The following is a 12,112-nucleotide window of genomic DNA, read 5'->3' as shown; positions in this document are numbered from 1 at the left end:
CCTAGATTGACCTGATCAGGTTGTTTTTCATTAATGTGGCGTGCAACGTGTCGGCGGGCAGACTCTTGAGCGGGTTGCCGCCTGCCTGTAATTGCGCATGGGGGTATTCACGAAAACTGGTCCAGTCACCAGCCCAGAACATACCCACCTGCCGAACGGCTTCGCCATAGGCATCCCAGTAGATTTTTGATTGAAGGTAGTTCCATGCAGGCTTACCCGCAATCAACGGGACCGCATCCCAGGCTTCACCATAATTGTGCCAGGACTCACCCGGTGCAGCATTGGTAACGTGAGGGCCATAACAGGGGCCCACTGATTCCAGAACTTCACCTAAAAAGGCAAAGCCACGTTGATTGAACTTTGCTATCTTGATATCAATTTCTGACCGTGAGCGGGATTGGCGATAGAGTCGGGCCTGCTCCTCCAGTGTTCTTAAAGTGCAGTAAATCAACAGTTCAAACCCCGTCGCCTGTTGACAGGCCTGGATAACCTGTTCGGCTTTGGATTTTGCTGCGGGTACTAGATCGTTGAGATTACGGGAGGCCATTAGTCCATTCTCCGGGCCGTTTAGGTAACAGCATTACTTTAGTTCAGTAACAGGGTTGTGCAAATTATAACCACTTTTTCGCTTTTCTGAATGTTTAAATCTGACGGGATATTGCGTCTTAGATCAATTCTGAAAGATAAGCCACAACAGCCGGGTCTTATGCCGGACAGAAAACAGGTAAAAGATAAATTTATGCAGGAACCGGGAAAAAGAAAAACGAAAAGCTGGTGGCAGTGGCTATTGCTGGTGGTGATTCTGGCTGGCATATATCTTTGGCAAACAAGAGATCTGCTGGACACTGGCAGCCAGGTCAATACCACCGCTTTACCTTTACTGGCGGGCGGTAGTGCACCTCTGATAGAGGCGCAGGATAAACCTACCCTGATATATTTCTTTGCGCCCTGGTGTCAGATCTGCAGTCTGAGTATTGGTAATCTGGATGATCTGGATAGTCGTCATATTAATATTAAGAAAGTGGCGATGGATTATGCCAGCCTGGAAAACGTATGGAAGTTCGTAAAAGACCATCAGGTGCAGGGAGATGTGCTGCTTGGTCACGAAGGGCTAAAGCAGCAATTCCGTATATATGGCTATCCGACCTACTATATCCTCGATAAAGACGCAAAGGTTGTGGCTCGGGATATGGGCTACAGTTCCGGGCTCGGTCTCAGGGTCAGACAATGGCTCGCAGCCGGGCGTTGAACGATTTTTAACCGTCAGTGCAGCACCGATAAGCACATAGTATGAGAATCAAAAGGGATTGTGGTAGATTAGCGTCGTCATTCACTATATGTCAGATAACAATGAGAATAAGCTGCAATTTTGATAGCGGTAATATCCAACTTATCAGTGCTGATGCACCCGATAACATCCGCCTGAAAATAAGAAAAGATAACCAGTCAGATTTTTATCAGTGGTTTCATTTTCGCCTTGAAACCACCCCTATGATAAATCATAAACTCCATATTGGTGAGCTGGCCAAATCGGCCTATCCTGAAGGCTGGAAGGGATATCAGGCGGTTGCATCTTACGACCGCGAAGAATGGTTCAGAGTAGACAGTACTTTTGACGGTGACACTCTGACCATTGACCATACCCCTGAGTATACAACGACCTACTATGCCTATTTTGCCCCATACAGCTATGAGCGTCATCTTGACTTGCTGGCCTGGGCACAAACATCTTTTGATTGTGAATTAAGTCATTTAGGGGAAACTCTGGATGGACGTGATATGTCGTTGCTGACTGTTGGCCAGCAAGAAGAAGGCAAGAAGGCAATCTGGATTGTTGCCCGTCAACACCCTGGTGAGAGCATGGCCGAATGGCTGGTGGAAGGGTTACTGGAGCGCCTGCTGGATGAAGATGACGGGCTGGCCCGCTCACTGCTGGAGCAGGCTGTATTCTATATCGTACCCAATATGAATCCGGACGGTTCAGTCAGGGGCCATTTGCGCACCAATGCCAAGGGCATTAATCTGAACCGTGAATGGGCTCATCCATCGCTGGAGAACAGTCCTGAAGTGTATTACGTACGCGAGAAAATGCAGGCAACTGGTGTAGACATGTTTCTGGATGTGCACGGTGATGAAGCCCTGCCATATAATTTTCTTGCCGGTAGTGAAGGTATTCCCAAATATAGGGAGAAAATGGCCCATCAGGAAGCAACGTTCAAGCAAACGCTGTTGGCCATCACGCCCGAGTTTCAGGACACCTATGGCTATCCTAAAGACAAGCCGGGTGAAGCTAACCTTACCGTTGCCTCAAATGCTATTGGCAATAGTTTTGAATGTCTGGCTTATACTCTGGAAATGCCTTTTAAGGATAACGCCGATTTACCGGATGCAGTCTACGGCTGGTCGCCCGTGCGTTGTAAAAAGCTCGGCGAAGATGTATTGGTAGCCATTCATGGCGTAATGAATCAACTTTAAATAAATCAAGGCTCGGCCTGATTGCCCTGCGGCAATAAGTCCACAATCACTGAAATTATAATCATAACAAGGGGTTAGTGTTGGAATTCTTTAATCAGATATTGCTCTCTCTGGATGGCATGCTTGGTGGAGCCGTGTGGTTTCCCTATGTATTGCTGGGTGTGGGATTGTTTTTTACCCTTTATCTGGGTTTTCCACAGGTACGTTACTTTAAACATGCCTGGCTGGTGGTCACGGGTAAGCTGGATAGAAAAGGAATGCCCGGTGACACGACTCACTTTCAGGCATTGACTACGGCGTTGTCCGGCACAGTGGGCACAGGGAATATTGGTGGTGTAGCCTTTGCGATTTTTCTCGGCGGACCTGCGGCCCTGTTCTGGATGTGGGCCACTGCATTTCTGGGTATGACCACGAAGTTTGTGGAAGTCACGCTATCCCATAAATATCGTGTGAAAACCGAAGATGGCACTATGGCCGGCGGACCCATGTATTACATGGATAGGCGTCTGAATATGAAATGGCTGGCCATTGCGTTTGCCATCGCTACGGTAATCAGCTCTTTTGGCACTGGTAATCTGCCCCAGATCAATAATATAGCCCAGGGTATGCAAGCCACGTTTGGCCTAGATCCGATGCTTACCGGCGCCGTACTGGCAGTATTGCTGGCGCTGGTCATCCTTGGTGGTATTCGCCGTATTGCCAAAGTGACGTCTAAAATTGTGCCTCTGATGTCTGTGCTCTATGTCATCGGTGCGCTGGCGGTGATTTTTTACAATATTGAAAACATCGGCCCTGCTTTTGCTTCGGTTATCTCCGATGCCTTTACCGGCTCTGCCGCAGCGGGTGGCTTTTTAGGTGCCACTATTGCCTATGCCTTTAACCGTGGGGTAAACCGGGGGTTGTTTTCTAACGAAGCGGGGCAGGGTTCAGCGCCTATCGCTCACGCCTCGGCCAAAGCTGATGAACCCGTATCGGAAGGTATGGTGTCAATACTTGAGCCCTTTATCGATACCATCATTATTTGTACTCTCACCGGGTTGGTGATCCTCTCTTCCGGTGTCTGGAAAGAAAAGTTCGATAATGTGTTTGAGCGAGCCGATATGCAGATTCTGGCCGGTACCTATTCTGACCAGAAAGACACGGACAAAGAGCAGCTGTATCTTTATCTGAACGACGCCCAGGGGCACACTGTTGAGCGCTATAACGGCAAGGTGGAAGTGGTTTCTGGCAAGCCACTAAACCGTGACTTCACTGTTATCAATGCCCGTTCTGTGGCGGAAGATGTAGTATTTAGTGTGGGCTCGCGGGAAGACCTATTTACCGGTACGCTGAATATTCAGGACGGACGGCTCGAAAAAGACAATATCGTTGTCTCTGGTAAGTCCCTGATTCACTCGGCGCAACTGACCACTCAAGCCTTTACCCGTGGCTATTTTGGTGATTACGGTCAGTACATTGTCTCAATCGGCTTGTTGCTGTTCGCCTTTTCAACAGCCATCGCCTGGTCATATTATGGTGACCGGGCGATGACGTATTTGCTGGGGCCTCGCTCTGTGATGCCATACCGGGTTTTTTACGTAGCAGGGTTTTTCTGGGCATCGTTCTCAGATACAACACTGGTATGGAATCTTGCTGCTGTTGCTATTGTCGTGATGACCCTGCCAAACTTGTTTGGTATCTTTTTACTGCGTAAAGAGATGAAGCAAACAGTGAAGGAATACTGGGATGATTACGACAAAGCAAAAGCAGAGAAACCGTAATCTAAGCTGATTTAAATTGAGAGACCCTGCCGCGCGGCTTCTGCCGCGCGGTATGCGTTTAATCAGAGCTTCAGGTTGGAGGCAGGCCTGAAATACAGGTCATTCAGGTTTTCCTATAGTCTTTTAATTATTTGTAACAGGAGTGATTATGGCGCTGATTGATTGTCCATCCTGTAAAAAGAAAATATCCGATAAGGCCGATAACTGTCAGCATTGTGGGTTTGCGGTAGGTCATGCCAGTCGCGATGATATTCTGCGTAAAGAACGGTTTAATCGTTTTAAAAAGATGCAATCTATTCAGACCCAGTCAATGCTGGCAATGCTGATGTTTGTAGCCGGTTTTGCCATTTTGTATTGGGGAGACGGCCCCTCAAGAGAGTTGGGTTGTCAGTTTTCCCTGAATTTGATTAAAGATGGCGGCGCCTTGTGCCTCTGGCACGGACAGATGCAGTACAATCTGGCTATAGGCTGTTCGGTGATCGGCTTTATCTGGTATATCGTAAACCGTGTTCGTATGATCTTTATTAAGAAGTCAGGTTAATGAATATTCAACAAATAGTCAGCGCTATGACACCACAGGTCTATGAGCGCTTGTCCCAGGCTGTAGAAACAGGGAAATGGCCCGATGGTCAGGTTCTCTCAGAGTCACAGAGAGAGACCAGTATGCAGGCGGTTATGCTCTATCAGGCAACGGTGCTTAAATCCGATGAACACATGACAATAGGCGCCGATGGCGACATTGTGCAGAAATCTAAACAAGCCTTACGACAGTCCTTCAAGGGCGATATCGCCAGGTTTAAAGTGGATGATCTTTAAACGGCTTTTTCAGCCGGGCTATCAGCATCCTGATGCCAACGTCAGATTGGCATCATTAGAAAGACTGGACCCTGCCAAAGCAGAACATAAGAGCCTGCTCCACGAACTGGCGTTTAACGATGCCAGTACGTCGGTAAGACTGGCCGCGCTGGAGCGTCTGGACAGTTTTGCGATTTGGTGGAAGCTGGCACAAACCGATAACAATGAAAGAGTGCGTAAGGTTGCTCAGCGACGCAGCGAAACGGTACTTTTGAGTGATAATCACCCGGAACTCCCTCCTGCCCAGCGCAAACGCTTTGTTGATGAATGTCGTAATCATAGTTTGTTGGAAAAGTTACTACTTAAGCAATGGCAACACCTGCCGGATACGGGGCTGAGCCTGAATATTCTGAAAAAGCTCAACAAAGACCGGCTGAATCAGCAAGTGATATTCGAATCCGACAACGCCAGACTGGCTGAAACTCTACTCGAATCAGTACAGGATCCCAAGGCGCTTAGTCGCATCAGCAAGAAGCATCCTAATCCGCAATTGAAATCACAGGCAACCAAGAAGCTTAATGAGATCAACCAGCTTCAGCAACTGGCTGCGCAAACAGAAAAGGCAGCGAGGCTGACTCTGTCAAAGATGCAGGTTCTCAGTCATGAAGCAACCGACGCTGAGTTTAAACGCCGTTACATTGATCTTAAGCAGGAGTTTGAAAAACAGAAACTTCACCTGCTGTCTGTGTCAGTACAGCAGGACCTGCAAGGCAAATATACGGCCTTGCTAAAACGACTTGATGATAAACACCTTTGACCGGCCCCATCCGCTAACGAACAGCTGTTATAAAAACGCTGACATATGCAATACTCAGGAATAACCTTGCTGCGAATTACGCGCATTGCCGGGTGCGCGAGTTCATTGGATTTGCTGCAGAGATGTGTTGAATCGCAAACAGGATTGTCAGACCGATGCGATCATTACCGCCCGCATAGGGGCGGGGTAACCCTCTATGGTTTTGTCTGAATTTCCCGGATCAAGATAATCAGCCAGGGAATGGTTCGTCATCCACTCTGTACTGCGCTGTTCCTCGGTGGACGTTGTGCTGATATCCACGGTACGAATGTGCCTGAAACCCACCCGTTTCATCCACGCAGTCAGCGCAGCAGTGCTTGGAATAAACCAGACATTACGCATTTGCGCATAGCGTTCGCCGGACACCAGTACGGTATGTTCATCCCCTTCAACAACCAGGGTTTCCAGCAACAGTTCGCCGCCGGGTTTAAGCTGGGCCTTGAGTTCGTAAAGAAAATCGATGGGGCTTCTGCGATGATAGAGCACCCCCATCGAAAACACCGTGTCAAAGGCTTTCAGCTCTGGTAACTGCTCCACACCCAGCGGCAGCATATGGATATGCGGAGCCGGATAAAAGTGGCGTATGGCCAGAAACTGCATCAAAAATAGCGGGAAGGGATCGATCCCCACCACCAGTTCAGCGTCCTCACCGAGCATGCGCCAAAGGTGGTAGCCGCTGCCGCAGCCAACATCCAGCACTTTTCTGCCAGCCAGAGGACTTAGATGGGGGCGCACTCTGTCCCATTTCCAGTCGGAGCGCCATTCGGTATCCAGATGAATACCGTGCAGATGAAACGGCCCCTTGCGCCAGGGCTTGAACTGCATCAACAGGCCCGTAATCTGACGGCGGGTGTACTCGTCAATGCTATTTGTGGCGCCAATAGTGACACTCTCTTTCAGATCCAGTTCGTCCGTTTCAATAGCCGGTAGCTTATCCAGTAACTTCTGCCATTTTTGCAGATCTTTTTTATGTTGACGCTGCCAGTCAGCGAGCTGAGCCGGCAGCACCTCTAACCAATGGCTGAGATTGGAACCGGCTATCTGTTGGTAAAATTGTTGAAAAGCCTGCATCGTCACCCTTTATTTTACCGCTACCATTGAGGCGAAATTAAAACACTTAAACCACATCACGATGTCGCTGAATCCGGCTTTTTTAAGCCGATCTTCGTGATCTGAGAAGCTGTCAGTTAGCATGATTTTTTCCAGAGCTGAACGTTTCTGACTGATCTCCAGCTCACTGTAGCCATTGCGCCTCTTAAACTCATGGTGAAGATCAACCAATAACGCATTTCCCTGCTCACTGGGGTGACTGACCTTCTCCGATAATACCAGTACACCGCCGGGTTTCAGACCCTGATAGATCTTCTCCAGAATAGCGGCGCGTTGGTCAGGCTGAATAAACTGCAGGGTAAAATTCATGACCACCATGGAGGCATTATGAATAGGTACTTTCTGTAAATCTTCGCAGACGACTTCTATGGGAACAGGCGATTTGAACGCCTGCAGGTGACGCTGGCAACGCTCTATCATGGCTGGGGAATTGTCTACGGCAATAATTTTACAATCCGGCGTCTGCACATAACGGCTGATGGCCAGACTCACTGCACCTAAAGAACAGCCCAGGTCATACAGATGAGAGTTCGCTTCGGCGTAGCGACCCGCCATCTGTCCGATTGCATCAACAATGGTGCTGTATCCGGGCACCGAACGCTGGATCATGTCCGGGAACACTTCAGCCACGTTTTCATCAAAACGAAAATCAGATACTTGCTCAGCCGGTTGCGAATAGATGGCGTCTTTTGAGGAGGAGATCATAAGCAGGGTCAGTGGGACACGAAAGGCAGCTATTTTAGCCCAGCCGCCGGGGAATAAAAAGTACCGGTAAGGTTGAGCTTACTGGTACTTTGGCTCTGAATAGCTGTACCTAACTACGGGGCCATGCGGACCGGTGGTGTTTTATGGTTGAAAACCCTCCACAGCAGGGACGCTGTGGCGGAGCGTCCAAGGAAGGATTTACCGCGTGTTTCCAATCATAACAACAGCACCTGGACCTATAGTTAAGAACATTTTTTCAGAACGCATATTTGGCTGAAAACTGAAGCCTGTCCATATCGCCTTGTGATTCATTCTCCAGATCACGCCGGGCATGAGAGTATTCAACACCAAAACTGAGTTCTTTGCTCGGTGAGTAAATGGCATTGACGCGCGCGCTGCGGGTACTTTGGGTGACGCCCATACCTGTGAGTGAGGTCTCATTGTCTGCACTAAACCATGAATAGCTTAGAGTAGTGCGCCATTGCTCATTCCAGAGGTGCCGATAAGCGATAAAACCGCCACTGGAGTCGATACTCTCAAGCTCTCCACTGGCATTGAGTACCGCGCCATTAGCCGCATTAATGCCCAGATAACGGCCCATACCGCTACCGGTGTTATACATCATGCGTACATCATCACGACCCAGGTTAAGTTTTGCTGAAATACTCAGTGCTACGGCATTCTCGGTTGTGTCCAGGCTGCTCCCATCGTCGTAGGCCAGTTGGCGAATTAATGTGGCGGCGGAGATATGCCCCCAGTTTTGCTTGTGAGTATAGCGTAAGACTAAGTCTGGTATGCTGTTGTCATCGGAGACAATACGCCCGCCACCGCCAAAGGGAGTGATTGTCGTTTCCGGGTTTTCCAGGGCACCAGAGAAGCCGCCTTTGGAATAGCGGATCATCGCCTGACGCACAAAAATGGTACCGTCTGTGGCACCAATAAAGTCCAGTGTTTCCGGCAATACTGCGACGTCCTGAAATGTGCTCCAGGTCTGACCAAACAGCCAGCCATCGTAGGCAATAGTGGCAATTCGCAGACGTGGACTGTAGGAATTGGAAACCCGCTCATCACCATTAGGTGTAGCCATAAAATCCAGTTCAATTGTGGCTTTAAGTGACTTTCCGTTAGCCAGAGCTGTATCGCTGGAAAAGTTAAATCGGGTTTGCCGGGCGTGCATGTCAAAGGCTGTGCCCTCGTCCTCACCGCCCACGGGGGTCAGGCCGGGAATATAAAAATCCCGGCCAATATTACCGGACGGCAAACTGCCATCAGAATACTGACTGGCAATGGCATCGAGCTTGATATAACCGCCGAAAGTAAATTGGGTATCTTGCAAACTGGCGGCCTGGAGCGATGTCGTTACCAGGGCGCTCAGCAGTGCAGTATTTTTGATTAATGTGCAGAGTTTCATTTGTAGTCCTCGTTTTTACCTTTTGTTAACAATCCTGCACGGATAACAATTGCTCAATCAGACCATGGTCTATTCGACTAAGGTCGGCTGAGTCCGGATTTTATGGTCAACCCCGTTGTTGTGCTGTGGTTAAGGTGGCTTTAATATTTTGTTAAAGGAATCCTTAAGACTAAGGTCTAATATGTTAACTTCGCTTGCCCCTTACCATGTCTACATACCAAGTAACCTCAAATGCGAACATTCTGAGGTTCGAACAGATTGGAGATCAGATTATGTTGCATAAAGTACATCCCGTTGCGTCTTATCCCGCGCGCAAGACCCATGCAGACAAAAGTGAATATCAGCGTTTGTATAATTGGTCAGTAGAAGACCCGGAAGGATTTTGGGCTGAACAGGGGAAACGACTGGACTGGATGACACCCTACACCAAGGTTAAACAAACCAGTTTCGAAAAGGGTAAGGTGGATATTAAGTGGTTTGCCGACGGTCAGCTTAATGCCAGCTACAACTGTATCGATCGCCATGTAAAGAAAAATCCCGACGCGACTGCCATTATCTGGGAAGGTGATGACCCGGCAATGGACAAGACCATCAGCTATCAGCAAATGCATGATGAAGTATGCCGGCTTGCCAATGCGATGAAAGCAAAAGGCGTCACCAAAGGAGACCGGGTCATAATTTATATGCCGATGATCCCTGAAGCGGCTTTTGCGATGCTGGCCTGCGCGCGCATTGGTGCCGTTCACTCAGTGATTTTCGGCGGCTTCTCGCCTAATGCCATTGCCGATCGTGTGGAGGATTGTCAGGCGAAGATGGTGATTACTGCTAACTTCGGGCGCCGTGGTGGCAATGAGGTTCCGCTGAAATCCAATGTGGACAAAGCCCTGGAGCGGGATAACACGGGCAGTATTGAATCCGTCATTGTCTATAAGCTGCTCGAAGATGATACCGCGATGGTTGCTGATCGTGATTACTGGTGGCATGACGTAGCGGGTGTCTGTGAGCCGGTATGTGATCCCGAACCCATGAATGCAGAAGACCCGCTGTTTGTTCTTTATACCTCAGGCTCAACCGGAAAGCCCAAAGGCGTAGTGCACACCACCGGAGGCTATCTTGCTTATGCGGCAATCACCCATGAATATGTGTTTGATTACCAGCCTGGTGATGTGTATTGGTGTGCCGCTGACGTAGGTTGGATCACCGGGCACAGCTATATTGTTTATGGCCCATTTGCTAATGGCGCCATTTCACTGATGTTTGAAGGGGTGCCTACCTATCCTGACGTGCGCCGTATGGCCCAGGTAGTGGACAAACACAAGGTGGATATTCTTTACACCGCGCCTACGGCTATCCGTGCTCTGATGGCTAAAGGTGATCTGCCGGCACAGGGTACAAGCAGGGAGTCTCTGCGTCTCCTTGGTAGCGTAGGTGAGCCGATTAATCCTGAAGCCTGGGATTGGTATCACGATAAAATCGGTAATAGTCAGTGTCCTATCGTAGATACCTGGTGGCAGACTGAGACCGGTGGAATCATGATCACGCCGTTACCCGGTGCCACAGATCTTAAACCGGGCTCGGCGACGCTGCCATTTTTTGGAGTAAAACCGGCGCTGGTAGACAGTAACGGGTCGTTTTTAGAAGGGGCAGTGTCAGGCAACCTGGTGATCACTGACTCTTGGCCGGGTCAGGCCAGGACGGTGTGGGGTGATCACGACAGGTTTGAACAAACTTATTTCAGTGCCTATGACAATATGTACTTTACCGGTGATGGCGCTCGTCGCGATGAAGACGGTTACTTCTGGATCACCGGCCGTGTGGATGACGTATTGAATGTTTCAGGCCATCGTCTGGGGACGGCTGAAATTGAAAGCTCGCTGGTTGAACATCCGGCCGTCGCTGAAGCGGCAGTGGTGGGTTATCCTCATGACATTAAGGGGCAGGGGATCTATGTGTATGTGCTGCCCACTGATGGCACAGAGATTACCGAGGAACTGACAAAAGAAGTGCGTCAGTTTGTAAGAGATGATTTAAGCCCTATCGCCAGTCCGGATTTTATTCAATGGACGCCGGGCTTGCCAAAAACCCGTTCCGGTAAAATTATGCGCCGCATCTTGCGTAAAATTGCCGCCAACGAGTTTGATAGCCTGGGAGATACATCGACGCTGGCGGACCCGGCAGTAGTGGATGAGCTGATTGAAAACCGGCTGAATAAGTAAATCTTTGTGATATCACACCACTGGTGTCCGGCATGAAAATGTTGGACACTGGCAGACGGTTTAAACCGATTTACTGAGTAATTCATGGCTAAGTTTTTGATTGCCGATGATCACCCTTTGTTCAGAGAAGCGCTGGCTGGTGCGTTAAAACAGCGTTTCTCTCCACTTGAACTGGTACAGTCTGATTCACTGGATAGCACACTGGCCTGTATGCAGGAACATGAAGACCTGGATCTGGTGTTGCTGGATTTGCATATGCCCGGTTCTGGTGATCTGTATGGCCTGATCCGGGTGCGTCAGGACTTTCCGATGGTACCGGTGGCGGTAATTTCAGGTAGTGAAAACCCACAGGTGGTGGCCAAAGTTATGAGCTTTGGTGCGCTGGGTTTTATCCCGAAATCTTCTTCCTCAGAACAAATCGCCGATGCTATCAATGCGATTTTGCAGGGTGACAATTGGGTGCCACAGGAATTGCAGGGGGAAATTCAGCATATCGATGAGAAGAACCGTGAACTGGCCGCCAAAGTGGCGGAACTGACCCCGCAACAATATAAAGTTCTGTGTTTTATTCATAACGGTCTGCTGAACAAGCAAATCGGCTATGAACTTGGGATCACCGAAGCTACCGTTAAAGCTCATGTAACGGCCATATTCCGCAAGCTGGATGTCTACAGCCGCACCCAGGCGGTATTACTGGCTGAGAAATTACAACTGGAACCCCCCCAATCCTCAGCACCAGGTGACTGAATCCCGACACTGTTAATGCCACGGCGGATTGATATAC

At 49.2% G+C, this 12,112-nt stretch carries 12 protein-coding genes; 8 read left to right on the top strand and 4 right to left on the bottom strand.

Features of this window, described 5'->3' with window-relative positions; genetic code table 11:
* Position 1: 1 nt before the first annotated feature.
* Positions 2–547, bottom strand: coding sequence for a M15 family metallopeptidase (locus CDA54_RS06105; RefSeq protein WP_099034123.1), 546 nt, complete (start codon positions 545–547; stop codon positions 2–4).
* Between the two features lie 159 nt (positions 548–706).
* Between CDA54_RS06105 and CDA54_RS06100 the strand changes: the two genes are divergently transcribed.
* The 6 genes from CDA54_RS06100 to CDA54_RS06075 all read left to right on the top strand — a co-directional run bounded on the left by CDA54_RS06100 (position 707) and on the right by CDA54_RS06075 (position 5,847).
* Positions 707–1,249 carry a TlpA family protein disulfide reductase gene (locus CDA54_RS06100; protein ID WP_229748106.1) on the top strand — a complete coding sequence of 181 codons (543 nt, stop codon included), beginning with the start codon at positions 707–709 and terminating at the stop codon, positions 1,247–1,249.
* 101 nt (positions 1,250–1,350) lie between these two features.
* On the top strand, positions 1,351–2,475 hold the full coding sequence (locus CDA54_RS06095) for a M14 family metallopeptidase (RefSeq protein ID WP_099034122.1): 1,125 nt from the start codon (positions 1,351–1,353) through the stop codon (positions 2,473–2,475).
* Positions 2,476–2,594: 119 nt separating this feature from the next.
* Positions 2,595–4,235, top strand: coding sequence for an alanine/glycine:cation symporter family protein (locus tag CDA54_RS06090; protein ID WP_180237136.1), 1,641 nt, complete (start codon positions 2,595–2,597; stop codon positions 4,233–4,235).
* A 148-nt stretch (positions 4,236–4,383) separates the two neighbouring features.
* Entirely contained in the window at positions 4,384–4,776 is a 393-nt protein-coding gene (locus tag CDA54_RS06085) for a hypothetical protein (RefSeq protein ID WP_099034120.1), read from the top strand.
* On the top strand, positions 4,776–5,051 hold the full coding sequence (locus CDA54_RS06080; RefSeq protein ID WP_099034119.1) for a YeaC family protein: 276 nt from the start codon (positions 4,776–4,778) through the stop codon (positions 5,049–5,051). The genes CDA54_RS06085 and CDA54_RS06080 overlap by 1 nt, the downstream gene beginning before the upstream one ends.
* Complete coding sequence (locus CDA54_RS06075; RefSeq protein ID WP_099034118.1) at positions 5,041–5,847, top strand: hypothetical protein; 807 nt, start codon at positions 5,041–5,043, stop codon at positions 5,845–5,847. Before CDA54_RS06080 ends, CDA54_RS06075 begins: the two co-directional genes overlap by 11 nt.
* Positions 5,848–5,994: 147 nt before the next feature.
* Here CDA54_RS06075 and cmoB read toward each other — a convergent pair whose 3' ends face one another.
* The 3 genes from cmoB to CDA54_RS06060 all read right to left on the bottom strand — a co-directional run bounded on the left by cmoB (position 5,995) and on the right by CDA54_RS06060 (position 9,112).
* The gene (gene cmoB, locus CDA54_RS06070) at positions 5,995–6,963 is read right to left on the bottom strand and encodes a tRNA 5-methoxyuridine(34)/uridine 5-oxyacetic acid(34) synthase CmoB (RefSeq protein ID WP_180237127.1); all 969 of its coding nucleotides are present in this window, start codon (positions 6,961–6,963) and stop codon (positions 5,995–5,997) included.
* 3 nt (positions 6,964–6,966) lie between these two features.
* The gene (gene cmoA, locus CDA54_RS06065; protein WP_099034295.1) at positions 6,967–7,698 is read right to left on the bottom strand and encodes a carboxy-S-adenosyl-L-methionine synthase CmoA; all 732 of its coding nucleotides are present in this window, start codon (positions 7,696–7,698) and stop codon (positions 6,967–6,969) included.
* Between the two features lie 259 nt (positions 7,699–7,957).
* Positions 7,958–9,112 (bottom strand): DcaP family trimeric outer membrane transporter, encoded by a 1,155-nt coding sequence (locus CDA54_RS06060; protein WP_180237125.1) that lies wholly within the window; start codon positions 9,110–9,112, stop codon positions 7,958–7,960.
* A gap of 272 nt (positions 9,113–9,384) precedes the next feature.
* Between CDA54_RS06060 and acs the strand changes: the two genes are divergently transcribed.
* Both acs and CDA54_RS06050 read left to right on the top strand, forming a co-directional pair.
* The gene (gene acs / locus CDA54_RS06055) at positions 9,385–11,328 is read left to right on the top strand and encodes an acetate--CoA ligase (RefSeq protein WP_099034293.1); all 1,944 of its coding nucleotides are present in this window, start codon (positions 9,385–9,387) and stop codon (positions 11,326–11,328) included.
* Positions 11,329–11,412: 84 nt separating this feature from the next.
* Positions 11,413–12,075 carry a response regulator gene (locus CDA54_RS06050; protein WP_099034116.1) on the top strand — a complete coding sequence of 221 codons (663 nt, stop codon included), beginning with the start codon at positions 11,413–11,415 and terminating at the stop codon, positions 12,073–12,075.
* Positions 12,076–12,112 lie beyond the last annotated feature (37 nt).

Origin of the sequence: Lacimicrobium alkaliphilum, from assembly GCF_002591895.1 — a bacterium.
Classification (GTDB): domain Bacteria; phylum Pseudomonadota; class Gammaproteobacteria; order Enterobacterales; family Alteromonadaceae; genus Lacimicrobium; species Lacimicrobium alkaliphilum.
The sequence above is the reverse complement of the archived record's forward strand: the minus strand, read 5'-3'. Positions and strand labels throughout refer to the sequence as shown.